The following is a 24,475-nucleotide window of genomic DNA, read 5'->3' as shown; positions in this document are numbered from 1 at the left end:
GGCACGCTAGCGGCCCCGCCCGCACCGGCTCAACCCAGCGGGGCGCCCCCGTACTTGACCTCTCCGCCCGCGTCCAGCGACAGCCGGTACCCCCGCTTGACCACCGTCTGGATCAGCTTCGGTGCCCCCAGCGCCGACCGGAGCCGGGCCATCGCCGTCTCCACTGCGTGCTCGTCGCGCCCCGCCCCGGGCAGCGCCCGCAGCAGGTCCGCCCGCGAGACCACCCACCCCGGCCGCCGGGCCAGCGCCCGCAGCAGGGCCATCCCGGCCGGCGGCACCGGCCGCAGCTCGGCGTCCACCAGCACCGCGTGCCCCCGGATCTCCACCCGGTGCCCGGCGACCGGCAGCACCCGCGCCCGGCCCGGCAGTTCCTGGCAGAGCAGCTGCACCAGCGGGCCCAGCCGGAACCGCTCCGGCTGCACCGTGTCCACCCCGTGCGCCTGCAACGGCAGCGCGGTGACCGGGCCCACACACGCGGAGAGCACCCCGCCGCGCAGCGCCTCCAGTACGGGTTCCCGTACGCCGCGCTCCTCGGCCCGGGACAGCAGCGAGGCCGCCGCCGGGGCCGAGGTGAAACTGACCGCGTCCACCCCGCCGCCGATCACCGCGTCCAGCAGCCGGTCCAGCGGACCCAGGTCCTCCGGCGCCATCCACCGGTACACCGGGACCACGACCACCTCGGCCCCGCCGGCCCGCAGCGCCTCGACGAAGCCGGGCAGCGGCTCCCCGTGCAGCTGGAGCGCGATCCGCCGCCCGGCCACCCCGGCGGCCAGCATCCGTTCCAGTACCTCCGCCAGGGATTCCGAATCCGGGGACCAGTCCTCCACCAGCCCGGCGGCCCGGATGGCGCCCTTGACCTTCGGGCCGCGCGCGAGCAGTTCGGCGGACCGCAGCCGCTCCAGCAGTTCCTCGCCGATCCCCCACCCGTCGGCGGCCTCGATCCAGCCGCGGAACCCGATGGCGGTGGTGGCGACCACCGCGTCGGGCGCGCAGCCGATCAGCTCCTTGGTCGCGGCGAGCAGTTCGCTGTCGTCGGCCAGCGGCACGATCCGCAGCGCGGGCGCGTGCAGGACGGCGGCCCCGCGGCGGCGCAGCAGGGCGATCAGCTCGTCGGCCCGGCGGGCGGCGGTGACCCCGACGGTGAAGCCCGCGAGCGGACCGGTGCCGGTGCCGGTGTCCGTGCCGGTGTTCGGGCCGGTGTTCCTGACCTCGTCCATGGTGACCTGCCTTGCCCAGTGGGTCGGTAGCGCATCGCGCGAGCGGAACCGAGCCTGACAAGTCGGCGTGTCAGACTCGGTTCCGCGGTATTTCGCCGCGGTAAAGCGCGGTTACACCGAGGTGAGCTGCGGCTTCGCGGCCGCCCCGGCCTCCGGAACGATCACCGCGGCCGGCCGGCGAAGGTATACCGCCCACGTGACGGCGCAGGCCACCGCGTAGAAGCCGAGGAAGGTCACGAAGGCGGCCGTCCCCGACCCGGAGCTCAGGAAGGCCTCCCGGAAGACGAGGTTGATGCCGAGCCCGCCGAGCGCGCCCACCGCGCCGATCAGCCCCATCGCGGCGCCCGACAGCCGCCGCCCGTAGGCGGCCGCGCCCTCGCCGCTCATGCCGCGGGCCAGCGCCTTCGCCTGGAAGATCCCGGGGATCATCTTGTACGTCGACCCGTTGCCCAGCCCGCTGAGCACGAACAGCGACACGAACCCGACGAGGAACACCGGCAGCGATTCCCGTACCGAGGCGAGGATGACGACCCCGGTCGCCGCGGCCATCGCCACGAAGGTGGCGAGGCTGATCCGCGCCCCGCCGAACCGGTCCGCCAGCGCCCCGCCGAGCGGCCTGATCAGCGAGCCGAGCAGCGGCCCGATGAAGGTCAGCGAGGCCGCCTGGAGCGGGGCGCGGCCGAACTGCGTCTGGAGCACCAGCCCGAAGGCGAAGCTGTAGCCGATGAAGGAGCCGAAGGTGCCGATGTAGAGGAAGGCCATGATCCAGGTGTGCGGCTCGCGGACGGCCTCGCGCACCGCGCCGGTGTCGTTGCTCACGGGCGCCAGGTTGTCCATCCGCAGGGCGGCCAGGGCCGCGGCGGCGACGATCAGCGGGATGTACGCGGCGAGCAGCAGCCGCGGGTGTCCGGCCCCGGCGGTCCCGATGACCAGCAGCGCGGCGAGCTGCACCACCGGCACCCCGATGTTCCCGCCGCCCGCGTTGAGCCCGAGCGCCCAGCCCTTCTTGCGGAGCGGGAAGAAGGCGTTGATGTTGGTCATCGAGGAGGCGAAGTTCCCGCCGCCGACACCGGTCAGGGCGGCCACGGCCAGGAAGGTGCCGTACGAGGTCCCGGGCTCCATGACCACCAGCGCGGCCACGGTCGGCGCGAGCAGCAGCAGGGCGCTGACGACGGTCCAGTTCCGGCCGCCGAAGCGGGCGACGGCGAAGGTGTACGGGATCCGCACCAGGGCGCCCACCAGAGTGGCGGTCGCGATGAGGAAGAACTTCCCGGCCGGGTCGATCCCGTACTGGGGGCCCATGAAGAGGACCATCACGGACCACAGCGACCAGATGGAGAACCCGATGTGCTCGGAGAGCACGGAGTAGACGAGGTTGCGGCGGGCGACCCGCTCCCCCGTCTCCTTCCAGAACGTCTCGTCCTCGGGATCCCACCGCTCGATCCAGCGGCCCCCCTTGCGCGGTGCGCTCGTACCCGTCATCGCTCGCCTCCACTGCTGTCGCGTCCGTGGTGACGACCGTAGGAACGGCGCGTTTCGGCCTCGGTCCCCGCCGGATGACCGGTGGGAAACCTTGGTCTCACCCGCCGCCCGGGCCGCGTGTGAGCCGCTTAGGCAACCAGCTGCCGGGAAGGGGATCCAGCCACCCCCGGCGGGCCGCCAGGCCGGCGGCGGCGGCGCGCAGGGCGTCCAGCCCGGGATGGGCGAAGCCCTTCCTCCACACCATGGACAGCGGCGACAGCGGCACCGGATCGGTCAGCGGCCGCTTCACGCACCCCGGCATGTCGAGGAAGTCCACGGTCACCAGCACCGGGTTGCGGGTCTTGGCCATGACCCGGCGGAACTCCTCCTTGCCCATGGCCACCGGCGCGGGCGGTGCCACCTCGATGCCCCGCCCGGCGAACAGCTCGCGCGCCAGCCCGGTCCACTCGACGGTCCGCGGGTTCCCGTCGCCCGCGTACACGGTCTCCCCGGCCAGCGCGTCCAGTGGTACGGATTCCCGCGCGGCCAGGGCGTGCCCCTCGGGCAGCAGCACGGCGAGCGGCTCGTACCGTACGGGCGCGTGCGCGAGGCGCGCCCGCAGCGCCGGGTCCAGCCCGTCGGCGTACCCGAAAGAGACGTCGAGCCGCCCGGCGGCGATCTCGCCGGCGGCGTAGGTGAGTCCGCTCTCGAACCGGGCCATCAGCTCACAGTCCGGAGCCAGTTCACGGGCACTCTCCAGCACGGTCCTGGGCGTGCAGGGCCCGTCGGTGTTGAGGTCGACGAGGAGGGCACGGGGCGCGGTGAAGGCGGCGGCCAGCTCCTCGTGCGCGGCCAGCACGCGGCGGGCGAGCGGCAGCAGCCGCTCCCCGTCGGGGGTGAGCTCGACGGTGCGGGTGGTGCGGACGAACAGGGCGGCGCCCACCGCCTGTTCGAGGCGGCGGACGTCCCGGCTCAGGGCCTGCTGGGCGATGTAGAGGCGGGCGGCGGCGCGGGTGAAGTGCAGTTCCTCGGCGGCGGCGACGAAGCCGCGCAGCAGCCGGGGGTCCACGTCACGGGAATTCACCCCCGGAGACTAACAACGCGGGGGCGTGAATGGCTCCCGAACAGGTGTTGGACGGTGACGGGGACCGAACCGGAGGCTTCTCTCATGCCCTCCACCGCCACTGCCGCCGCGACCGCCGCCCGTACGCCGCGCAGGACCGCCGCCCTCGCATCCCACACGACCGCTGCCCGCACGTCCCGCCTGACCGTTGCCCGCACATCCCGCCTGACCGTTGCCCGCACGTCCCGCACGACCGCTGCCCCTGCGCCCCGCACGACATCCGCCCCTACCCCCCGCATGACCGTCACGGGCGGCACCCTCGTCATCACCGCCCCGGGCCCGGCTCCGGCCGCAGGCCCGGGGCCGGCCCCTTCCCCCCGCCGTGCCCCCGGGCCGTACCGCCGCCTGTTCGCCCTGCCCGGCACCCGTGCCTTCACCGCCGGGAACCTGCTCGCCCGACTCCCCATGGGCATGTTCGCGGTCAGCGCGGTCATGATGATCGCCGGGCAGCGCGGCTCGTACACCCTGGCCGGCGCGGTCACGGCGACCGGGATCGCCGCCACCGCGCTGGTCGCGCCGTGGACCGCCCGGCTGGTCGACCGCCACGGCCAGGCCCGGGTCGCCGTACCGGCCACCCTGATCGCGGTCCTCGGCTCCCTCTCCCTCATCGTGTGCGTCCGTACGCAGGCCCCCGCCTGGACCCTCTTCGCCTCGTACGCGGCCACCGCCACCACCCCCAACATCGGCGGCATGTCCCGCGCCCGCTGGACCCACCTGCTGCGCGACGCCCCGGCCGCCCACCACACGGCGATGTCCTTCGAGCAGGCCGCCGACGAGCTGTGCTTCATGCTCGGCCCGGTCCTGGCGGCCTTCCTGTGCACGGCGGTCTTCCCCGAGGCGGGCACCCTCACCGGCGCGGCCCTGTTCCTCACCGGCATGCTGCTCTTCACCGCCCAGCGCGCCACGGAGCCGCCGGTGGCCAGGGCCGCGAGGGCCCGCGGGGGCTCCCCCGTCCGCGCGCTGGGACCGCTGCTCGGCCTCTTCCTCACCCTGGGCCTGGTGTTCGGCTCGATGGAGGTCACCTCGATCGCCTACCTCGACGCCCACGGCCTGGGCGCCGGCTCCGGCCCGGTGCTCGCCCTCCAGGCGGCGGGCTCCTGCGCGGCCGGCCTGCTCTACGGCACCCTGCGGCCCCGCTCGCTGCGGGCCTGCGTGTGCGCCCTGGCCGCGCTGATGACCCTGCCGTGGGCCGCGGCGGCCACCGGCTCGGTCCCCGCCCTCGCCGCCGCCCTACTGCTGGCCGGCATGGCCACGGCCCCGACGATGGTCACCGCGATGTCCCGCGTACACGCCCGCACCCCCGAAGGCCGCCTCAACGAGGGCATGACCCTCGCGGTGACGGCCATCCTGGCGGGCATAGCGGCCGGCTCGGCCACGGCAGGCCCCACGATTGACCACCTCGGCCCCACGGCGGCCTACGCCCTCCCGGCCTTCGCCGCCCTCCTGGCCCTCCCGCTCGGCATGCGCGCCACTCCACCCAGAGTCGTACGAGATTCCGGTACCGATCCTGTACCGTAAACCCGTACAAGCGACAAAGGAGTGTGGAGCATGTCCATAAGCGCCAGCGAAGCACGGGCGAGCCTCTTCCCGCTCATCGAGCGAGTCAACACCGATCACGCCCCGGTGCGCATCACCTCTCGCAATGGCGACGCCGTCCTCATGTCCGCAGACGACTACGACTCCTGGCAGGAAACCGTCTATCTGCTGCGCTCCCCCGCCAACGCCCAGCGCCTGATGGAGGCCGTCGCCCGAGATCGGGCAGGCGCACCCACCGTCGCCAAGAGCATGGATGAACTCCGGGAGTTGGCAGGGGGCGAGGAGTGAGGAGCGTCCACTTCGACTCCGACGCCTGGGAGGACTTTCTCTTCTGGCTCGCCTCCGACCGCAAGATGGCCCGCAGAATCACCCGCCTGATCGGCGAGATCCAGCGAGACCCCTTCAACGGGATCGGCAAGCCCGAGCCGCTGAAGGGTGAGCTGTCGGGTTACTGGTCCCGCCGGATCGATGACGAGCACCGGCTCGTCTACCGGGCGGACGACAAGGAAGTGAAGATCCTCAAGGCCCGCTACCACTACTGACGGGGTACGACGAAGGCCCCGCAGCCGAGAGGCCGCGGGGCCTTTGCCCACATGGGATGAGTGGAGACGGCGGGAATCGAACCCGCCCACAAGCCCTACCGCCAGCAGGCCAGGGCGACATTCCCGCAGCTCAGGGCGCACAAGATGGCACGATCCGACACGATCCGACAGCATCCGGCACCCCTTGGTGCTCCCGCCGGGAGCACCGGCAGCGGCAGCACCGGACGGCCCACCTGTCGAGCGACTGCAAAGTGACTGCATTGACGCTAAAATGCAGTCATGACTGCATTCACGATCCGGGAAGTCCCCGATGACATCGCCCGCCGCATAAAGGTCCGCGCCGCCGAAGCCGGACAGTCCCTCCAGAGCTACCTGCTAAGCCTGGTCACCCGAGACGCCACCCAGCCCACGCTCGCCGAAATGGCCGACCGCGCCGAGCGCTATGCCACGGAGGACATCGACATCCAGGACGTCCTCGACGCCATCGACGCGGGCAGGGCGGGCCGTTGATCGTCGTGGACTCCTCCGCCCTGGTCCTGTTCCTCACGGACAGGGGCTCCCGGGGCGCCGCTGCCCGCCGGCGGATCGGCGAGGAAGACCTTCTCGCGGCTCCCTACCTGCTGGACACCGAGATCGCCTCCGCCCTTCTGGGCATGGCACGCGGCTCCAAAATCGCCCCCGAGAGCCTCGACGAGCACTTCAAGACCTACCAGGGGCTGCGCGTACAGCGGCACGAGACGGGCCCCCTGCTCCCCCGGATCCGAAAGCTGTACGCCAACCTCTCCGCCTACGGCGCCACGTACGTCGCCCTCGCCGAGGCACTGGGCGTCCCCCTGCTGACGGCGGACGTGCGCATCAAACGAGGCGTTCAGAAGCCGCGTTGCCGAATCGAGGTCATCACTGCCGACAGCGATCAGCCCCCGCACCCAGGCACCTGACACACCACGGTATCCATCACACTCCCTGAAGGGTGGTGCTCCCGTCGTGCTCCCACATGACGAAGGCCCCCTTACCTGGCGAGATTTTTCGCAGGTCAGGGGGCCTTCGCCCACATGGGATGAGTGGAGATGGCGGGAATCGAACCCGCGTCCAACGGTGCAGAAGCAGGGCTTCTCCGAGCGCAGTCCGCTGCGCTTTTCTCGGCCCCGGAGATCACACGGACAAGTCTCCGACGGGCTCAGTCACTGTTTGATTTCCCTCCAACCCCCGTGACCGGGGCTAGAGGTTTAGATCCCTTGTTGACGCCAGGATCCGGACCGGGACCACTTCCGGGCTGACGCTCCTCACAGAGGCTTCAGCTCACTGTTATTAGGCAGCGAGGGTGAAGCGGGAGTTATCGCTCTTGGAGTTGGCGATTATTTTTTGCGACATGTGGTTAGCGAGATCATTGCCGCTTCCTCGGCTCGCTTCCCCTGCATCGACATCCGCTGTCGAAACCGATCATCCCCATGTTTTTTTAACAAGCTGCTCCACCCCGGGGGGCGGTGCTGACGCCATCCTACGCGAAGTGGACCATCGCGTGCCAGGAGGTTAAACGGTGCCCCGCTGCTTGCGGCGGATGGCCGAGATCGCCCGGTTCGTCTCGCGGGTGTCCTGCTTCTCCCGCAGCGTCTGGCGCTTGTCGTACTCCTTCTTGCCCTTCGCCAGCGCGATCTCGACCTTCGCGCGGCCGTCCTTGAAGTACAGCGAGAGGGGCACGATCGTGTGACCCGACTCGTCCGCCTTGCGCTCCAGCTTGTCGATCTCCTCCCGGTGCATGAGGAGCTTCCGCTTGCGCCGGGCGCTGTGGTTGGTCCAGGTGCCCTGGCTGTACTCCGGCACGTGCACGTTGTACAGCCAGGCCTCGCGGCCCTCGACCGACACGAAGCCGTCCACCAGCGAGGCCCGGCCCTGGCGCAGGGACTTGACCTCGGTGCCCGTGAGCACGAGACCGCACTCGTAGGTGTCGATGATCGTGTAGTCGTGCCGCGCCTTCTTGTTCTGGGCGATCAGCTTGCGCCCTTTTTCCTTAGCCATAGTGCGGTCATTTTCGCACTACGGACCCACCCCGAGGCCACCCAATACCTGTGCGGCCCGCTCTTCGGCGCCCTCGCCCGCCGCCAGGTCGGGCGTGATCCCGCTCCCGTCCAGGCTGCGGCCGCCCGGAGTGCGGTAGGTGCCCACCGTCAGCTCGGCGACCGAGCCGTCCGGGAGCTCGGTCGGCATCTGCACCGAGCCCTTGCCGAAGGTCCGGCTGCCGACCGCGACCGCCCGGCCGCGGTCCTGCAGGGCGCCCGTCACCAGCTCGGCCGCGCTCATCGTGCCGCCGTCGACCAGGGCCACCAGCGGCCTGGCGGTGTCCCCGCCCGGGGCCGCGTAGAGGGCGCGCTGGTCGCCCCGTACGTCGTACGTCGCCACGAGCCCGCCGTCGAGGAAAGCGGAGGCCGCGGTCACCGCCTCGGTGACCAGCCCGCCCCGGTTGCCGCGCAGATCGAGCAGGAAACCGGCGCCCGCCGGGGCCGCGCGGACGGCGGCCTTGACCCGCTCGCCCGAGCCACGGGTGAAGGAGGCCACCTTGATGACGGTGATGCCGCCGGGGAGTTGCCGCACGGTCACCGGCTCGGTGCGCAGCTGCTCGCGGCGCAGGGTCTCGGTGAGGTCCGCGCCGTCGCGGCTGAGGCTCAGCACGACGGGGGTGCCGGCCTCGCCGCGCAGCAGGGAGATCACGTCGGGGACGGCCAGGCCGGTGACGGCGTGCCCGTCGACGCTGAGCAGCCGGTCCCCGGCGCGCAGGCCGGCCCGGGCCGCGGGGCTGTCGGGCTGGACCTTGTCGACCCTGATCATGCCGTCCCGGCCGCGCCCGGCCCAGAGCCCGACGCCGGTCCAGGCGCCGTCGAGGCCCTCGGCGAATGCGGCGTACTCGCCCTGGTCGTAGACGGTGCCCCAGCGGTCGCCGCTGCGGCTGACCACCTCCTGGGCAGCCTTCTTGCCCGACTTCCCCTCGGCGACGGCCTCGGCGGCGGCGCGGGCCACGGCCTCCCGGTCGGCGGTGCCGGCCGCTCGGGCCGCTTCGGGCGCGGTGGCCCCCGTAGGGGCGGAGAGCGCGGCGGCCGCGGCGTCCTCGCGGTCCCAGCAGCCCATGGTCCCGGCGGTGCCCACGGCCGCGAGGAAGGCCAACGTCAAAACGGCCCCGCGACGCAGGTCGCGGGGCCGGTGACAGAAAGCGGGCAGACCCAGCATGGCGCCGAGTCTAGGACAAGCCCCGCGCCGGCATGGAGGGTTGGCCGGACCGCTCGCGGGGCGCTTGTCACACCTTCAGGTACTTGCGCAGGGCGAGGAAGGCGGCCATGGAGGGCATCAGGAGGCCGATGAAGAGGACGAACGGCAGCTTGCCGATGACCGAGCCCCAGCCCATGAAGTCGATGATCTGGATCTTGTCGCGCAGGCCGACGCCGTGGTCGATCACGAAGTACTGGCCGGAGACGAGCATGGCGCACGCGAAGACCGCGCCGATGAGCCCCGCGACGGCGGCCTCCATGATGAAGGGCACCTGGATGTAGAAGCTGGAGGCACCCACCAGCCGCATGATCCCGGTCTCCCGCCTGCGGCTGAACGCCGAGACGCGCACCGTGTTGACGATCAGCAGCAGGGCCACGATCAGCATGATCAGCATGATGCCGAGCGCCGCGTAGTTCAGGTAGTTCAGGATCTTGAAGAGCTCGTCGATGGTCTGGCGCTGGTCGTCGACGGTGTAGATGCCGTCACGGCCGGTGAAGGCCGAGGTGACGCTCTTGTACTTCTCCGGGTTCTTGAGCTTGACCCGGAAGGACTCCTGCATCTGGTCCGGGGTGATGGAGGAGGCCAGGGCGGTGTGGCCGTACTGCTCCTGGTAGTGCTTGTACGCCTCGTCCGCCGATTCGTAGGCGACGGACTCGACCAGGGACATCCCCTTCAGCTCGGTCTCGATCTGCTTCTTCTGCTCCTCGGTCACCGCGCCCTTGCCGCACGCGGCGCCCACGCCCGTACCGCCCGACTTCGCGGCGGCCTCGCCGGCGTCCTGGGCGTCCTGCTTGTTGCAGAGGTAGATCGAGACGTTGGCCTTGTCGTACCAGTAGCCCTTCATGCTGCTCACCTGCTCGCGCATGAGCAGGGAGCCGCCGAACAGGGCCAGGGACAGGGCCACGGAGATGATGACCGCGAAGGTCATGGTGAGATTGCGGCGGAGACCGACGCCGATCTCCGACATGACGAACTGGGCGCGCATTGCGTCTCAGGGACCTTTCAGTGCTGGTAGCCGTAGACGCCGCGCGACTGGTCGCGCACGAGACGGCCCTGTTCGAGTTCGATGACGCGCTTGCGCATCTGGTCCACGATCTGCTGGTCGTGCGTCGCCATGATGACGGTGGTGCCGGTCCGGTTGATCCGGTCCAGCAGCTTCATGATGCCGACGGAGGTCTGCGGGTCGAGGTTGCCGGTGGGCTCGTCCGCGATCAGCAGGGCGGGACGGTTGACGAAGGCGCGGGCGATGGCCACGCGCTGCTGCTCACCGCCGGAGAGCTCGCCGGGCATCCGGTCCTCCTTCCCGCCGAGGCCGACGAGTTCGAGGACCTGCGGGACGGCCTTGCGGATCTCGCCGCGCGGCTTTCCGATGACCTCCTGCGCGAAGGCAACGTTTTCGGCCACCGTCTTGTTGGGCAGGAGTCGGAAGTCCTGGAACACGGTCCCCAGCTGGCGGCGCATCTGCGGCACCTTCCAGTTGGAGAGCTTGGCGAGGTCCTTGCCCAGGACGTGCACCTGGCCGTGGCTCGCCCGCTCCTCGCGCAGGATGAGCCGCAGGAAAGTGGACTTGCCGGAGCCGGAGGAGCCGACCAGGAAGACGAACTCGCCCTTCGAGATGTCGAGGGAGACGTCTCTGAGTGCGGGACGGTTCTGCTTCGGGTAGGACTTGGAGACGCTGTCGAATCGGATCACGGGTGCACCACGGTCGCCGGGAGTAGGTGTGCGTGACCATACGCGAACGGGCGCGAGGTGTGGACCCGGCATCCGGACTTGCCCCATTTATCCCCTGGTCCCGGACGGTACGGGGTGTGATTGAGCGGACGGGCCGCGCCGAACCCCGTCGAAGCTGGCACAGTGGTAGGGGGAACGGTCTCGTTCCCTGCCGCGTTGTATTGGATGTCGCAGCGAGATGGGGACGAGAGGAGGAGCACATGACATATGACCGGCTCGTGTGCGCGAACTGCGCCGCACCCGTAAGCCAGGGCCGCTGCCCTGTGTGCCGGGCGAACCGGGAGCGCCTCCAGCAGGAGGGCCCCTTCTCCGGCCTGAACCCCGTGGCGCTGATCGCGCTCATGGTGATCCTCGTGGCAGCTCTGGTACTGGTGGCACAGCAGACCGCGTAGCCGCGTACCACGTACCGATCACACGCACGGGGAAGGGCCCGGACACCGTCGGTGTCCGGGCCCTTCCTCACGCACGCGGGTTACGCGGTCTGCTCCTGCTGCTTGCGCCAGCGGATGCCGGCCTCCAGGAAGCCGTCGATCTCGCCGTCGAGCACCGCCTGCGGGTTGCCGACCTCGAACTCCGTCCGCAGGTCCTTGACCATCTGGTACGGGTGCAGGACGTAGGAGCGCATCTGGTTGCCCCAGGAGCTGCCGCCGTCCTTGAGGGCGTCCATCTTGGCCTGCTCCTCCTGGCGGCGCCGCTCCAGCAGCTTGGCCTGGAGCACGTTCATCGCGCTGGCCTTGTTCTGGATCTGCGAGCGCTCGTTCTGGCAGGAGACCACGATGCCGGTCGGGATGTGCGTGATGCGCACCGCCGAGTCGGTGGTGTTGACGCCCTGGCCGCCGGGACCGGAGGCGCGGTAGACGTCCACGCGCAGCTCGGACTCGTCGATCTCGACGTGGTCGCTGGTCTCGACGACCGGCAGCACCTCGACGCCCGCGAAGGAGGTCTGGCGGCGGCCCTGGTTGTCGAAGGGGGAGATGCGCACGAGGCGGTGCGTGCCCTGCTCGACGGAGAGGGTGCCGTAGGCGTACGGGGCCTTGACCACGAAGGTGGTCGACTTGATGCCGGCCTCTTCCGCGTACGAGGTCTCGTAGACCTCGGTCGCGTAGCCGTGGCGCTCGGCCCAGCGCAGGTACATGCGCTGGAGGCGCTCGGCGAAGTCGGAGGCGTCGACGCCGCCGGCCTCGGCGCGGATGTTGACCAGGGCCTCGCGCTCGGCGTACTCGCCGGAGAGCAGGGTCCGGACCTCCATCTCGTCCAGCGCCTTGCGGACGGCGACCAGCTCGGCCTCCGCCTCGGCCAGGGTGTCCGCGTCCTCCATCTCCTGGGCCAGCTCGAAGAGGACCGCGAGGTCGTCGATGCGGCCGCGCAGGCTCTCGGTCTTGCGGACCTCGGCCTGGAGGTGCGAAAGCTTGCTCGTGATCTTCTGAGCGGCGTCCGGGTCGTCCCACAGGGACGGCGCGGCGGCCTGCTCCTCGAGCACGGCGATATCTGCCCTCAGCTTCTCGAGGTCCAGGACGGCCTCGATCGACCCCATGGTCGAGGAGAGGGACTTCAGCTCTTCGGAAACATCGACGACTGCCACGGGTCCAGCGTAGCCGGTCCCCGGGCCAGGCCGTCCGGGCAGGCCGATTCACCCGTACTGACGGACGCTCGCACGGGCGTACGCTCACGGTATGACCGTTCACCTCGTCACGCGCCTCGTGAAGCGCCGCCATGTGGACCACATGCGTGTCACGACGACGAGCTGTCAGCCGCCGGACCGTCCCCAAGCCTGATCCACACCGATCCGACTTGGTCCTGTACGCGGCTCACGCGGTCCCGGCGCCAACCCTGCCGGCGGCCCACCCCACCCGCGGCCCCCGCCACCTCTGGGGAACAGGACCCCGTGACATCCCGAAACGGAGCCGTCATGCCGTCCGCGCACACCGAGCCCACCCTCCCCGTCCTGGACCTCTCCCAGGCCGACGACCCGGTCCAGCGGGCCGGCTTCCTGAAGCAGCTGCACGCAGCGGCCAGGGACACCGGATTCCTGCACCTCACCGGGCACGGCGTCACCGCCGCCGAAAGCGCCCGCATCCTGGACCTGACCAGGGCTTTCTTCGCGCTCCCGGAGGCCGACCGGCTCGCCGTGAGCAATCTGAACTCCCCGCACTTCCGTGGCTACACGCGCATCGGCCACGAGCTGACCGGAGGGGCCTCGGACTGGCGGGACCAGCTTGACGTCGGGGCGGAGCGGCCGGCACCGGTGGTGGGCCCGGACGACCCGCCGTACCTGTGGCTGGAGGGCCCGAACCAGTGGCCGGCCGCGCTGCCGGAGCTCCGTACGGCGGTCCTGGACTGGCAGTCCCGCCTGGCCGGGGTGGCCCACCGGCTCCTCCGGGAGCTCCTGACCTCGATCGGCGCCCCCTCGGACTTCTTCGACGCGGCCTTCGCGGACCGCCCCCACCTGCACACCAAGCTGATCCGCTACCCGGGATCGGCGCCGTCGGGCGCGGACCAGGGCGTCGGCGCGCACAAGGACTACGGCTTCCTGACCCTGCTGCTCCAGGACTCGGTGGGCGGCCTGCAGGTGGTCCGCGACGGCGGCTACGTGGACATCCCGCCCCTCCCCGGCGCCTTCGTCGTGAACCTGGGCGAGCTGCTGGAGATCGCGACGGAGGGCTACCTGACGGCGACGGACCACCGGGTGGTCAGCCCGCCGGGTGCGGTGGAGCGGTACTCGGTGCCGTTCTTCTACAACCCCCGGCTCGACGCGGTCGTCGAGACGGTCCCGGGCGACTACCTCCGGCATGCGCCGGGGGTCGCCCATGACGCGTCGAACCCCCTCCACGCGGAGTACGGCCGCAATGAGCTCAAGGGCTGGGTCCGCGCCCACCCGGCGGTGGCCCGCCGCTGGCACCCGGAACTCATCGCCGCGTAGGGGGGCGGGCGCGAGCCCCGGGAGCGGCGCGCGGGGGCAGCCCTACGGCTTGGCGGGGGCCGAGTGTTTGCCGTCCTGGGGTGGGGGCGGGGAGTCGTCGCCGGATGCGGCGAACCACGTGCCCAGGCCGATCGCGGCCGCCAGGGCCACCGCCGAGACGCTGAGCACGAGCCGCCGCTTGCGGGCCGCCTCCGCCCGGTGCCGGGCGGAGCCGGGCCGGTGGCCCCCGGCCGGGCGGGGGACCCGGGCCGTGCCCAGCGCGCCGCCCGCCAGCTCGTCCGGCCCGGGCACCCGCATCGAGGTGTGGGTGTCCCGGTTGGAGTCCGTCGCGGAGCCGGGGACGAGCGGGACCACGCCCCGCCGCCGTACCGGATCCGCGGCGGGCTCGTCCGAAGGACCCGGCTCCGGCTCCGGTTCGTCCGGCTCGTCCACGTCCAGCGGCGGCATCCCGGCCAGCAGCGGCAGCAGGTCCCGCAGGCGGACCGAGAGCTCCGAGGCCCGCAGCCGGGACGCCGGGGCCTTCGCCAGGCACTGCACGATCAGCTGCCACAGCTCGTCGGGGATCCCGGGCAGCGGAACGACCGTCTCCGTCACGTGCCGCCGCAGGACGGCACCCGGGTGCCCCCCGCCGAAGGGGGTGAAACCGGCCAGCAGCTCGTACAGGACCGTGGCCAGCGCGTATATGTCGACCGCCGCCCGCGGGGGCAGGCCTTCCACGATCTCCGGAGCCAGGTAGTCCGGGGTCCCGATGATGCGGGTGGTCGGGGCCGCGGCCCGGCCCGCCGAGGCCCGCTTCGGGGTGTCGATCAGCTTGGCCACGCCGAAGTCGGTCAGCAGCGCCGGATGCGCGCCGCCCGGCCCGAGCGGCCCCTGCATGTCCAGCAGGACGTTCTCCGGCTTGACGTCCCGGTGGACCACCCCCGCCGCGTGCGCCGCCGCCAGCGCGTCGGCCACGTCCGCGACGATGGCCACGGCCGCCTCGGGGGCCAGCCGGCGCTCGCGGTCGAGGCGCGTGCGCAGGTCCGTACCGCGTACGAGGTCCATGACGAGGGCGAGGTCGTTGCCGTCGACGACGAGGTCGCGGACGGAGACCACGTGCGGATGGTCCAGGCCGAGCAGCGCGCTGCGCTCCTGGACGAAGCGTCCGACCAGCTCCTGGTCGCACGCGAGGTCCTCGCGCAGCAGCTTGACGGCGACGGGCCCGTCCGGCCCCTCGCCCAGCCACACCGTGCCCGCGCTGCCGCGCCCCAGGATCTGGTGCGCGGTGTACCGGCTGCCGATCTTCCGTGCCACGACTGCTCCCTCAGCGGCTGGCCTACGCCCCAAAGCTACGCGGCCGGGTGGGGGTTGGAGGCCAGCAGGGGGCCGGATTCGTGGTGACCTTCACTTCTGCGGGCGAAAACCTGCCCTGGAAGTCGACAAATCCACGAACTCGGCGCTACAGGGGTCCGGTCAGGGCTTGTTGGGCCCCGAGCCCGCGGAGCCCGCCGCGTCCCCGATGGCGCCGATCCAGTCGACGATGTCGGAGCCCCAGGTCCACAGCTGGTCCCACCAGCTCTTGCCGGTGCCGATCCACTCCGGGAGCGGGGTCAGCTTCCAGATGAGCCAGCCGGCCACGAAGAAGATCAGGATCATGACCAGGCAGCCCTTGAGGCAGCCGAGGCCGGGGATCCGCACCGGGTTGGCGCTGCGGCGGCGGGGCTCGCGCGGCTCGCGCGGGGCCTGCTGCCGGGGCGGCGGACCCTGGGGGGGCTGCTGCCGGGGCGCCTGAGGCTGTCCCCCTGGGCCTTGCGGCCCGGGAGGTGCCCCCAGGTAGGGCTGGGGCTGGTGCTGCTGCGGCTGGTACTGCTGGGGCGGCGGCGCGTACTGCTGCTGCGGCGGCTGCCGGTACTGCGGCTGCTGCTGGTACTGCTGCGGCGGACCCTGCCGGTACTGCTGCGGAGGCGGCTGCTGCGGCTGGTACTGCGGCGGCGGGGGCGCCTGGCGCTGCGGGCGGCGGCGCAGCGGGTCCTCGCTCGGGTCGAGGTACTGCATCTGCGTCTGCTCGTTGCGGTCGCGGGCGGCGGCCATCTGCGACTGCCACGGGTGCGGCTGGTCGGGGCGCTCCACCGGCGGCATGACCGAGGTCGGGTCGGCCCCGGCGGGGCCGGTGCTCGGCAGCACGGAGGTGGCGTCGTTCGCGCCGACCGGCGGCATGACGCTGGTCATGGCGTTCGGGTCGTAGGCGCCCATGGGCGAGGCGACGCCCCCGCCGCCGGGCAGGACCTGGGTGGCGTCCGCGGGCCCCGGGGTGACGGGGACGGGCGCGGGCGAGGGGTCGGGAGCGAGCAGCGCGCCGACGCCGAGGGCGGCCTCCACCTCGGAGGGGGCGCTGTGCACGCCGATGCCGGAGGCGACCACGCGCAGGCCGCGGGCCAGGCTCTCGGCGCTGGGGCGCTCGTTCGGCTCCTTGCGCAGGCACCGCTCGATGACGGTCCACAGCGCCTCGGGCACGGTCGGGGGGCGCTGCGGGTCCTCGCTGAGGTGGCGGTGGAGGACTTCGAGCGCCGTGCCGCCGGCGAAGGGCGGGCGGCCGGTGAGGAGCTCGTACAGCAGGATGCCGGCGCCGTAGATGTCGACGGCGGAGGTCTGCGGGCGGCCCTCGGCGGACTCGGGGGCCACGTAGGCCGGGGTGCCGACGAACTCGTGGGTGCGGGTCAGGCCCGGGGAGTCCGCGAGGCGGGCGATGCCGAAGTCGGTCAGCATCGGCTTCATCTGGCCGCCGCGCTCGTCCACCAGCACGTTGGCGGGCTTCAGGTCGCGGTGGACGACGCCGTCGGCGTGGCTGGCGGCGAGCGCGTCCGCGATCTGGGCGGTGAGCAGGGCCGCCGCGACCGGGGTGAAGGGGCCGTTCTCGCGGAGGTACTTGTGCAGGTCCGGGCCGTCGATCAGGTCCATGACGAGGGCGAGGAGGTCGCCCTCGACGACGAGGTCGCGGGTGCGGACGATGTTGGGGTGCGTCAGGCGCAGCAGGACCGAGCGCTCGCGCAGGAAGCGCATGACGATGTCCGCGTCCTGGGCCAGCTCCTCCTTGAGGACCTTGATGGCCACGGTCTCGCCGGGCTGTCCGGCGACGGCCGCCTCGGCGCCGGCGGTCTCCCTCTGGCGGGCACGCCAGACAGTGCCCGTGGCGCCGCGCCCGAGCGGCTCCTCGAGCAGATATTTGCTGCCGACTGGCCGCACGTCTCGCGCTCCCCTGCTGTTGTCTGCTGTCCGGCCCACTTTAGGGGGTGTCCCTGTGGAAGACGCCGGGTACCGAAGGTTGGTTGCCGCACATATGTACGAAGGGTGATGTTTGGGGGGTATGCCGGGGGCGATTTTCCTCTGCTTTCCTCGCCTCCGTGCCGGTCCGCGACCGATCAAGATCATTTGTTGGCGGGTGCCGGGCGTGTTGTCGGCGGCAGGTGCGAGGATGCACCCGTACGGAACGGCACGGGACGGGAGCCCCGCCTTCCGGCAGACCTGACCGGACGACGCGTCCGTGCCGGGTGGGGGGTGTGAGCGGGCAGCCATGTCCGTGTACTTCCCCTGCCGGGCGCACACACCGCGCACCGCGCAGAAGGGACCGCTGACGGCGATGCAGATCCGGCTGACCGTCCTTGGGTCGCGCAGCGGCCACCAGACCGCGACCGCACCCGTGAGCTGTGACGTACTCGTCACCGCGCCCGCCGGGACCGCGCTGGCCGCGGTCGCCTCCGGGCTCGCGGCGACCGTCGGCGGGCCCGATACGGGGGGCACGGTCATCCTCTACGCCGGAGCCGAGCGGCTCGACCCCCAGCGGCGGGTGCTGGGGGAGCCGCCGCTCGTGGACGGGGCGGTGCTCGCGCTGCACGGGCCGGTGCCGGACGTCCTGCCGGAGGAGGGCCTCGGCGCGCCCCAGCTGCACGTGGTGTCCGGGCCGGACGCGGGCGGGGTGCACCTGCTGCACAGCGGGCAGATCCGGGTCGGCCGGTCCGCCGACGCCGATGTCCCGCTGGACGACCCCGACGTGTCGCGGCTGCACTGCGCGGTGACGGTACTCGGGGACGGGCGGGTGGCGGTGGCCGACCTTGAGTCGACGAACGGCACCACGCTGGACGGCGCCCCGGTGGGCCCCCAGCCGGTGGCTCTGCCGCCGGGGGCGCTGCTGCGGGTGGGGGAGTCCACGCTGCGGCTCGCCCCGGCGGGCACGGGCGCCGCTCCCCTGCCGGTGTCCTCGGACCTGGAGGGCCACCTCGCGCTCCCGCGGCCCGCCCCTGCCGCGGCCTCCGGCCCGGCACCGGCCGCCTCCGGCGGGGGCCTCGGCTCGGCGCCGGGCACCTCCGGCGGTGAATACGGCTCCGGCCCGGCCGGGGGCACCTCCGGCGCGGGACACAGCTCCGGCTCGGCGCCGGGCGCCTCCGGCGCGGGCTGGGGGCCCGGGAGCGGGCTTGAGCACGGCGCGGATGCGCGGGGCGCGGGCGCGCACGGCGGGGCGGGCTCGGCCGCGGGCAGCGGCAGCGGCAGCGGCGAACCGCACGGTGCCTTCCCCCACCCCGCCCCTTCCCCAAACGGGGGCTCCGCCCCCGACCCCGACCACGCGGGCCGGGACGGCGGAGCCGGGCGGCGGAAGGGCATCGGTGCCTGGGCCCGGAAGTGGGTGCGGGGGGAGGAGGTCGCGGAGGCGGTGGCCGAGCCGGCCGCCGCCGTCGCGGCAGTGCCCGATCCGGATGATCCCGCCGCGCTGCTGCTGGCCGCGCTGGGGCCCACCGGTCGGCTGTGGTCGCGCACCCCCGGGCACCCCGCCCTGCTGGAGCTGGGGCTCGGCGCCGGCAGCCGGGTCGCGCTGCGCGCCGTCGGCGCCCTCGGCATCGCGGGCCCCCGGCCCCGCCTCACCGGGGTGGCCCGCTGGGCCGTCTCCCAGCTCGCGGCCCTGCACGCCCCGGGGCAGCTGGAGATCGTGCTCGTCTCCACCGACCGGGCCCGCCCCCTCGCCGACCGCCGCCGCGACTGGGGCTGGCTCGGCTGGCTGCCCCACGTACGCCCCGGGCACGGGCAGGACTGCCGGCTGCTCCTCGCGTACGACCGCGACCAGGCCGCCGCCCGCACCGGTGAGCTGACCCGGCGCCTCGACGACAGCCCGCTCGGCGCGCAGTGGGCCGCCGCCGACGCCGAGCAGGTGCGGCAGGCCGCCGACGCGTACGAAGGCCCGTACACGCTCGTCGTCGTCGACGGCGACCCCGGCGCGGGCGCCCTGCGCGACATCACCGGGCGGCTTGCCTCGCACGGCCCGGCCGCCGGCATCCACGTGCTGGCGCTCGCCGAGGCGCCGGCCGCCACGGCCGCCTCCCCCGTCTCCGAGACGTACGAGGCGGCCTGCGCGAGCAGCCCCGCCTTCCGGGACTGCGCCTCCGTCGCCCTGCTGAGCGGGGACGTGGCCACGGCCGTACGGACCTTCGCGGTCCGCAGCGGCCGCCCCGCCCCGGTCGGCGACACCGCCACCGCCGACGCCGTCTCCGCGGCCTGGGCCGAGCGGTTCGCCCGGGCACTGGCGCCGCTGCGCGCCGACGGCGGCCCCGCCGAGTCCTACCGGCCCGCCGCCGCCACCCTGCCCGCCACGGCCCGGCTGCTGGACGAGCTCGGGCTGGCCCGGGCCACCCCGGCCTCCCTGATGGCCCGTTGGGCCGCCGCCACCGACCACGGGCAGGGCGTGGGCGGCCTGGCCGAGATCGTGCTCGGCAGCGGTCGGCGCGGCCCGGTCGGCGCCGAGCTGGTCCACGACGGCCCGCACCTGCTCATCGAGGGACCCGCCGGCAGCGGCCGCACCGAGCTGCTGCGCTCGGTCGCCGCCTCCCTGTCCGCGGCCGCCCGGCCCGACCGGCTCGGGCTGGTCCTCCTCGACGGGGCCGGCGGCGAGCGCGGCGACGGGCTGCTGCCCTGCACCGAACTCCCGCACGTCTCCGCCCACCTGGTGGCCTCCGATCCGCTGCGCATGCGGGAGTTCGCCCAGGCCCTGGGCGCCGAGCTCAAGCGCCGCCACGAACTCCTCGACGGTGTGCCCTTCTCCGAATGGCACGCCGGGCGCGAGCTGTCCGACCGGATGGTCTCGCCCCGACAGCCCTCCCCCGGCGAGCTGCTCGGCGACCTCGACCCCATGCGCTCCGGAACGCTGCGGCTGCGCGCGTCGCTGTCGACGGGCGCCCGGTCCGATCCGGCGGGGGCCAGTCCGCTGCCCCGACTGGTGGTGCTGGTCGACGACTTCGACGCGCTGGTCGCGCCCGGTCTCGGCAGTACGGGCCGGCCCGCCGCCGGTTCGGTGGTCCGGATCCTGGAGGCGGTGGCCCGCGAGGGCGCCCGGCTCGGCGTGCACCTGGTGGCGACCACCGCCCGCCCGGACCGGACGGCCGACACCGGACCGGACCGGCTGGCGACCCTGCGCGTGGAGCTGGACGCCCCCGACCAGCCGGGCCCGGGCCGCGGCCTGCTCCGGTACGCGGACGGCCGGACGGTGCCGTTCCAGGCGGGCCGGGTCACCGGCCGGATCCCGCGGACGGCGACCCAGAGGCCGACCGTGGTCCCGGTGGAGTGGGAGCGGATGGGCGATCCGCCGGCCCGCCGCCCGGTACGTGAGCTGGGCAACGGGCCGACCGACCTCGCGCTGCTGGCCAGCGCCCTGGACCGGGCCTCGCACCTGGTCTCGGCGATACCCGTGCTGTTCCCGCCCGCGCCGTAACCCCCCGCCGCGCCCCCGCGAGGCGGTATTGCGGGGGCGCGCGGGTCGGCGTAGACCTTGTGGTCCGGGACACACCACGGGCATCGGGGGCACAGCCATGCGCAGGCACGGAACGAGCCGTACGACACTCAGCTGGGCGGCGCTCGCGGCGGCGGGCACCCTCGTCCTCACCGCGTGCGGCGGGGAAGGCGAGGCGAAGCAGCCGACCGACGGCGGCACGGCCCCGGCCTCGGCCCCGGAGCTGGCGTTACCGCAGCTGACCGGCGAGAAGCTGGAGGTCTCGGCGGTCTGGACGGGCCCCGAGCAGCAGAACTTCACCAAGGTCCTGAAGGAGTTCGAGAAGCGGACGGGCGCCTCCGTCACCTTCGTACCGGCCCAGGACCCGATCGTCACCTTCCTCGGTTCGAAGATCGCGGGCGGGCAGCCGCCGGACGTGGCGCTGCTCCCGCAGGTCGGGGCGCTGGTCTCGGCGGTGCAGAACAAGTGGGCGCAGCCGGTCGGCCCGGAGGCCCAGGCGCAGCTCGACAAGAACTACTCGGCGGGCTGGAAGAAGCTCGGCGCGGTCGACGGCACCCAGTACGGCGTCTACTACAAGGCCGCCAACAAGTCGCTGATCTGGTACAACGCGAAGGCCTTCGAGGCGGCCGGGGTCAAACCCCCGACCACCTGGAAGGAGCTGATCACCGCGGCGGACACCCTCTCGGCCTCCGGCACTCCGGCCGTCTCGGTGGCGGGCGCGGACGGCTGGACCCTCACCGACTGGTTCGAGAACGTCTACCTCTCCCAGGCCGGCCCGGAGAAGTACGACCAGTTGGCCAAGCATCAGATCAAGTGGACGGACGACAGCGTCAAGCAGGCCCTGACCACGCTGGCCGAGCTGTTCGGGCGCAAGGACTTCCTGGCGGGCGGGCCCAGCGGGGCCCTGGCCACCGAGTTCCCGAAGTCGGTGACGCAGACCTTCACCGGCGGGGACCGGCCGGCGGCCGCGATGGTCTACGAGGGCGACTTCGTGGCGGTCAACATCGCGCAGACGGAGGCGAAGGTCGGCAAGGACGCCCTGGTCTTCCCCTTCCCGGCGGTCGGGGCCAAGGCGCCGGTGGTCTCGGGCGGTGACGTGGCGGTCGCGCTGAAGCCGTCGAAGGGCGCGCAGGCGCTGCTGACCTTCCTGGCGTCGCCGGGAGCGGCCGAGATCCAGGCCCGCGAGGGCGGTTTCGTCTCCCCGAACAAGGCGGTCGACCCGTCCGCGTACCCGAACGACATCCAGCGGGGCATCGCCAAGGCGCTGATCGCGGCGGGCGACGACTTCCGCTTCGACATGTCGGACCAGGCTCCGGCGGCCTTCGGCGGGACCCCGGGCGCGGGCGAGTGGAAGGCGCTCCAGGACTTCCTGGCGAACCCGTCGGACGTGGCGGGCGCCCAGGCGAAACTGGAGGCGGACGCGGCCAAGGCCTACGAGAACTAGCCCCGTGACGGCCACGGCCACCCGCCCCGGCAGGGGGCGGACCGCGCGCTCGGCGGAGGCCCGGCGCCGCCGCCTGATCGCGGCGGCGTTCCTCCTGCCGGCCCTCGTGCTGCTCGGCGCGCTCGTCGTGCATCCGATCGGGTACTCGGTCTACCGCAGCTTCTTCGACCGGTCGGGCGGCACCTTCGTCGGCGCCGGCAACTACCGGCAGATCCTGAGCGACGAGACCATCCGTACGGCCCTGAAGAACACGGCGGTGTGGGTGGTCCTGGCGCCCACCACCGCCACCGCCCTCGGCCTGATCTTCGCGGTGCTCACCGAACGGGTGCGCTGGGGAACGGCGTTCAAGCTCCTCGTCTTCATGCCGATGGCGATCTCGATGCTCGCGGCTGGCATCATCTTCCGCCTCGTCTACGACCACGACCCCGACCGGGGCGTCGCCAACGCGGTCTGGGTCGGGGTGCACGACACCTTCGCGGAGTCCTCGGCCTTCCCCAAGGCCCGCCCGGGCCGGGACTCGCCGCTGGAGGACGCGGGCGGGGGCGCCTTCGTGACCCGTGTTCCCGTACGGGCGGGCGTGCCGGCGCTGCTCCCGCTGGTCGGGGTGGCCCCGGAGGCGCTGCCGGAGGGGACCCGCACGGCCGGGAACTCCGCTCCCGAGCCGGGGAAGGTCACCGGCACCGTCTGGCAGGACTTCACCCGGGGCGGGGGCGGCCGGGTGAACGTGGTGGACCCCACGGAGTCGGGCTTCTCCGGGATGCGGATCGAGGCGGTCAAGGACGGCAGGGTGGTGGCCTCGGCCCGGGCCCGCGCCGACGGCACCTTCACCCTGCCCGCGGCGGCCGACGGGGCGCGGCTGCGGCTGCCCGCGTCGAACTTCCGGGAGGCGTACGCGGGCGTGGAGTGGCTCGGCCCGACGCTCGTCACCCCGGCGGTCATCGGGGCGTACGTATGGATGTGGGCCGGTTTCGCGATGGTGCTGATCGGGGCGGGGCTGGCGGCCGTACCGCGGGAGCTGCTGGAGGCGGCGCGGGTGGACGGGGCGAACGAGTGGCAGGTGTTCCGCCGGATCACCGTGCCGGTGCTCGCGCCCGTGCTGGTGGTCGTCCTCGTCACGCTCGTCATCAACGTGATGAAGATCTTCGACCTGGTCTTCGTGATCGCGCCGGGCGCGGTCCAGGACGACGCGAACGTGCTCGCGCTCCAGCTGTACCGGACCTCCTTCGGCACGGACGCCGACCCCGGCCTGGGCAGCGCCATCGCCGTCCTCCTCCTGGTCCTGGTGATCCCGGTGATGCTGGTGAACATCCGCCGCCTCCGAAAGGAAGGCTCCCGATGACCGAGCCCGACCCGGCGGCAGCCAACCGGCCCGCGGCCGAAGCGGCGGAAGCCGAACCCGCCGTGGCCGAACCGGCGGCAGCCGAGCCGACGGCAGCCGAAGCCACGGCGCCCGAGCCGACGGCAGCCGAAGCCACGGCGCCCGAGCCGGGCGCAGCCCAACCGGCCGCAGCCGAGCCGGCGCCGGCTGGCCGGGCCGGGGGCCGCCCCCCGGCCGCCGCGCCCGCCGCAGGCGGCACCTCCGGCGGCCTGGTGGCGCGGCTCTCCGGCGGAGCCTTACGGCTCTTCCTGGTCGGCGCCGCGCTCTTCTGGCTGCTGCCCACGCTCGGACTGCTCGTCTCCTCCTTCCTCTCCCCCACCGACCTCAACAAGGGCGGCTGGTGGCAGGTCCTCACCGCACCCTCCCGGCTGACCGCCGGCAACTACGAGCGGCTGCTGGCCAACGACACGATCACCGGCTCGCTCCTGAGCACCATCGCGATCGCCGTACCGGCCACCCTGCTCGTGGTGACCCTCGGCGCCTTCGCCGGATACGCCTTCGCCTGGCTGGAGTTCCCCGGACGGAACTGGCTCTTCCTCGTCGTCGTCGGGCTGCTCGTCGTCCCCGTACAGGTGGCGCTGATCCCCGTCTCCGAACTCTTCGGCTCCATCGGGCTGTTCGAGACCACCGCGGGCGTGGTCCTCTTCCACACCGCCTTCGGGCTGCCCTTCGCCGTGTTCCTGCTGCGCAACTTCTTCGCGGAGATCCCGCGCGAGCTGCTGGAGGCGGCCCGCCTCGACGGCGCGGGCGAACTCCGGCTGTTCGCCCGGGTGGTGCTCCCGCTGGGCGGCCCGGCACTCGCCTCGCTCGGCATCTTCCAGTTCCTCTGGGTCTGGAACGACATGCTGGTCGCGCTCGTCTTCGCGGACTCGGCGCACCCGCCCGTCACCGTCGCGCTCCAGCAGCAGGTCCGCCAGTTCGGCAACAACATCGACGTGCTCGCGCCCGGCGCCTTCCTGTCGATGGTGGTCCCGCTCGTCGTCTTCTTCGCCTTCCAGCGGCAGTTCGTCTCGGGGGTGATGGCGGGCGCCATCAAGTGACCGACGAGCGACCCGACATGCGGTGTTGACGCTGAGTAACCCGAATGCCACACGCTGCGTAACCCGAACACCACGCC

At 72.9% G+C, this 24,475-nt stretch carries 21 protein-coding genes and 1 other RNA gene; 11 read left to right on the top strand and 11 right to left on the bottom strand.

Annotation, left to right across the window (positions count from 1 at the left end; genetic code table 11):
- Positions 1-29 precede the first annotated feature (29 nt).
- From ACGFYU_RS25070 to ACGFYU_RS25060, 3 genes are all read right to left on the bottom strand, one after another.
- On the bottom strand, positions 30-1,217 hold the full coding sequence (locus ACGFYU_RS25070) for a uroporphyrinogen-III synthase (protein WP_393829563.1): 1,188 nt from the start codon (positions 1,215-1,217) through the stop codon (positions 30-32).
- A gap of 111 nt (positions 1,218-1,328) precedes the next feature.
- Positions 1,329-2,699 carry a nitrate/nitrite transporter gene (locus ACGFYU_RS25065; RefSeq protein ID WP_393829562.1) on the bottom strand — a complete coding sequence of 457 codons (1,371 nt, stop codon included), beginning with the start codon at positions 2,697-2,699 and terminating at the stop codon, positions 1,329-1,331.
- 97 nt (positions 2,700-2,796) lie between these two features.
- A complete protein-coding gene (locus ACGFYU_RS25060) occupies positions 2,797-3,762 on the bottom strand; it encodes a LysR family transcriptional regulator (protein WP_393829561.1) in 966 nt (321 codons plus the stop codon).
- A 276-nt stretch (positions 3,763-4,038) separates the two neighbouring features.
- Here ACGFYU_RS25060 and ACGFYU_RS25055 point away from each other — a divergent pair, with 276 nt between their 5' ends.
- From ACGFYU_RS25055 to ACGFYU_RS25035, 5 genes are all read left to right on the top strand, one after another.
- On the top strand, positions 4,039-5,319 hold the full coding sequence (locus ACGFYU_RS25055) for an MFS transporter (RefSeq protein ID WP_393829560.1): 1,281 nt from the start codon (positions 4,039-4,041) through the stop codon (positions 5,317-5,319).
- Positions 5,320-5,349: 30 nt separating this feature from the next.
- Complete coding sequence (locus ACGFYU_RS25050) at positions 5,350-5,625, top strand: type II toxin-antitoxin system Phd/YefM family antitoxin (RefSeq protein WP_393829559.1); 276 nt, start codon at positions 5,350-5,352, stop codon at positions 5,623-5,625.
- Positions 5,622-5,879 (top strand): Txe/YoeB family addiction module toxin, encoded by a 258-nt coding sequence (locus ACGFYU_RS25045; protein ID WP_393829558.1) that lies wholly within the window; start codon positions 5,622-5,624, stop codon positions 5,877-5,879. The genes ACGFYU_RS25050 and ACGFYU_RS25045 overlap by 4 nt, the downstream gene beginning before the upstream one ends.
- Before the next feature lie 279 nt (positions 5,880-6,158).
- Positions 6,159-6,389 (top strand): antitoxin, encoded by a 231-nt coding sequence (locus ACGFYU_RS25040; RefSeq protein WP_381785588.1) that lies wholly within the window; start codon positions 6,159-6,161, stop codon positions 6,387-6,389.
- 5 nt (positions 6,390-6,394) lie between these two features.
- The gene (locus ACGFYU_RS25035; RefSeq protein WP_393829693.1) at positions 6,395-6,817 is read left to right on the top strand and encodes a type II toxin-antitoxin system VapC family toxin; all 423 of its coding nucleotides are present in this window, start codon (positions 6,395-6,397) and stop codon (positions 6,815-6,817) included.
- 121 nt (positions 6,818-6,938) lie between these two features.
- Here ACGFYU_RS25035 and ssrA read toward each other — a convergent pair.
- The 5 genes from ssrA to ftsE form a co-directional block, all read right to left on the bottom strand.
- Positions 6,939-7,327: a transfer-messenger RNA gene (gene ssrA, locus ACGFYU_RS25030) on the bottom strand.
- A gap of 82 nt (positions 7,328-7,409) precedes the next feature.
- Positions 7,410-7,895, bottom strand: a complete 486-nt coding sequence (gene smpB, locus ACGFYU_RS25025) for an SsrA-binding protein SmpB (RefSeq protein ID WP_393829557.1) — start codon at positions 7,893-7,895, stop codon at positions 7,410-7,412.
- 18 nt (positions 7,896-7,913) lie between these two features.
- Positions 7,914-9,098: a S41 family peptidase gene (locus ACGFYU_RS25020; protein WP_393829556.1), complete on the bottom strand. Its 1,185-nt coding sequence runs from the start codon at positions 9,096-9,098 to the stop codon at positions 7,914-7,916.
- 67 nt (positions 9,099-9,165) lie between these two features.
- Entirely contained in the window at positions 9,166-10,122 is a 957-nt protein-coding gene (gene ftsX / locus ACGFYU_RS25015; RefSeq protein ID WP_393829555.1) for a permease-like cell division protein FtsX, read from the bottom strand.
- 17 nt (positions 10,123-10,139) lie between these two features.
- Entirely contained in the window at positions 10,140-10,829 is a 690-nt protein-coding gene (gene ftsE / locus ACGFYU_RS25010) for a cell division ATP-binding protein FtsE (protein ID WP_393829554.1), read from the bottom strand.
- A gap of 239 nt (positions 10,830-11,068) precedes the next feature.
- On the opposite strand from ftsE, the gene ACGFYU_RS25005 reads away from it, so the two are divergent.
- Positions 11,069-11,260 carry a hypothetical protein gene (locus ACGFYU_RS25005; RefSeq protein WP_215018373.1) on the top strand — a complete coding sequence of 64 codons (192 nt, stop codon included), beginning with the start codon at positions 11,069-11,071 and terminating at the stop codon, positions 11,258-11,260.
- An 80-nt stretch (positions 11,261-11,340) separates the two neighbouring features.
- Here the strand turns inward: ACGFYU_RS25005 and prfB are convergent, their stop codons facing one another.
- Complete coding sequence (prfB, locus tag ACGFYU_RS25000; protein ID WP_393829553.1) at positions 11,341-12,450, bottom strand: peptide chain release factor 2; 1,110 nt, start codon at positions 12,448-12,450, stop codon at positions 11,341-11,343.
- A gap of 327 nt (positions 12,451-12,777) precedes the next feature.
- On the opposite strand from prfB, the gene ACGFYU_RS24995 reads away from it, so the two are divergent.
- Positions 12,778-13,788: an isopenicillin N synthase family dioxygenase gene (locus ACGFYU_RS24995; protein WP_393829552.1), complete on the top strand. Its 1,011-nt coding sequence runs from the start codon at positions 12,778-12,780 to the stop codon at positions 13,786-13,788.
- Between the two features lie 42 nt (positions 13,789-13,830).
- Here the strand turns inward: ACGFYU_RS24995 and ACGFYU_RS24990 are convergent, their stop codons facing one another.
- Both ACGFYU_RS24990 and ACGFYU_RS24985 read right to left on the bottom strand, forming a co-directional pair.
- Positions 13,831-15,081 carry a serine/threonine-protein kinase gene (locus tag ACGFYU_RS24990; RefSeq protein ID WP_393829551.1) on the bottom strand — a complete coding sequence of 417 codons (1,251 nt, stop codon included), beginning with the start codon at positions 15,079-15,081 and terminating at the stop codon, positions 13,831-13,833.
- Between the two features lie 159 nt (positions 15,082-15,240).
- Positions 15,241-17,010 (bottom strand): protein kinase, encoded by a 1,770-nt coding sequence (locus ACGFYU_RS24985; protein WP_393829550.1) that lies wholly within the window; start codon positions 17,008-17,010, stop codon positions 15,241-15,243.
- Positions 17,011-17,404: 394 nt separating this feature from the next.
- Between ACGFYU_RS24985 and ACGFYU_RS24980 the strand changes: the two genes are divergently transcribed.
- The 4 genes from ACGFYU_RS24980 (at position 17,405) to ACGFYU_RS24965 (ending at position 24,398) form a co-directional block, all read left to right on the top strand.
- Positions 17,405-20,518, top strand: coding sequence for an FHA domain-containing protein (locus ACGFYU_RS24980; RefSeq protein ID WP_393829692.1), 3,114 nt, complete (start codon positions 17,405-17,407; stop codon positions 20,516-20,518).
- Positions 20,519-20,615: 97 nt separating this feature from the next.
- Positions 20,616-21,980, top strand: a complete 1,365-nt coding sequence (locus ACGFYU_RS24975; protein WP_393829549.1) for an ABC transporter substrate-binding protein — start codon at positions 20,616-20,618, stop codon at positions 21,978-21,980.
- Between the two features lie 4 nt (positions 21,981-21,984).
- A complete protein-coding gene (locus ACGFYU_RS24970) occupies positions 21,985-23,319 on the top strand; it encodes a carbohydrate ABC transporter permease (protein ID WP_393829548.1) in 1,335 nt (444 codons plus the stop codon).
- The gene (locus ACGFYU_RS24965; RefSeq protein WP_393829547.1) at positions 23,316-24,398 is read left to right on the top strand and encodes a carbohydrate ABC transporter permease; all 1,083 of its coding nucleotides are present in this window, start codon (positions 23,316-23,318) and stop codon (positions 24,396-24,398) included. Before ACGFYU_RS24970 ends, ACGFYU_RS24965 begins: the two co-directional genes overlap by 4 nt.
- Positions 24,399-24,475: the final 77 nt, after the last annotated feature.

This window comes from Streptomyces sp. NPDC048337, from assembly GCF_043201175.1.
Taxonomy (GTDB): Bacteria; Actinomycetota; Actinomycetes; order Streptomycetales; family Streptomycetaceae; genus Streptomyces.
This window is presented reverse-complemented; position numbering and strand designations above follow the sequence as displayed.

Excerpts from the sequence above, each read along its gene's own strand:
- ACGFYU_RS25050 (WP_393829559.1), top strand. The coding sequence starts at position 5,350 with ATGTCCATAAGCGCCAGCGAAGCACGGGCGAGCCTCTTCCCGCTCATC.
- ACGFYU_RS25070 (WP_393829563.1), bottom strand. The coding sequence starts at position 1,217 with ATGGACGAGGTCAGGAACACCGGCCCGAACACCGGCACGGACACCGGC.
- ACGFYU_RS25020 (WP_393829556.1), bottom strand. The coding sequence starts at position 9,098 with ATGCTGGGTCTGCCCGCTTTCTGTCACCGGCCCCGCGACCTGCGTCGC.
- ACGFYU_RS24980 (WP_393829692.1), top strand. The coding sequence starts at position 17,405 with ATGCAGATCCGGCTGACCGTCCTTGGGTCGCGCAGCGGCCACCAGACC.
- smpB (WP_393829557.1), bottom strand. The coding sequence starts at position 7,895 with ATGGCTAAGGAAAAAGGGCGCAAGCTGATCGCCCAGAACAAGAAGGCG.
- ACGFYU_RS24995 (WP_393829552.1), top strand. The coding sequence starts at position 12,778 with ATGCCGTCCGCGCACACCGAGCCCACCCTCCCCGTCCTGGACCTCTCC.
- ACGFYU_RS24975 (WP_393829549.1), top strand. The coding sequence starts at position 20,616 with ATGCGCAGGCACGGAACGAGCCGTACGACACTCAGCTGGGCGGCGCTC.
- ACGFYU_RS25065 (WP_393829562.1), bottom strand. The coding sequence starts at position 2,699 with ATGACGGGTACGAGCGCACCGCGCAAGGGGGGCCGCTGGATCGAGCGG.
- ACGFYU_RS25055 (WP_393829560.1), top strand. The coding sequence starts at position 4,039 with ATGACCGTCACGGGCGGCACCCTCGTCATCACCGCCCCGGGCCCGGCT.
- ACGFYU_RS25005 (WP_215018373.1), top strand. The coding sequence starts at position 11,069 with ATGACATATGACCGGCTCGTGTGCGCGAACTGCGCCGCACCCGTAAGC.
- ACGFYU_RS25040 (WP_381785588.1), top strand. The coding sequence starts at position 6,159 with ATGACTGCATTCACGATCCGGGAAGTCCCCGATGACATCGCCCGCCGC.
- ACGFYU_RS24965 (WP_393829547.1), top strand. The coding sequence starts at position 23,316 with ATGACCGAGCCCGACCCGGCGGCAGCCAACCGGCCCGCGGCCGAAGCG.
- ftsX (WP_393829555.1), bottom strand. The coding sequence starts at position 10,122 with ATGCGCGCCCAGTTCGTCATGTCGGAGATCGGCGTCGGTCTCCGCCGC.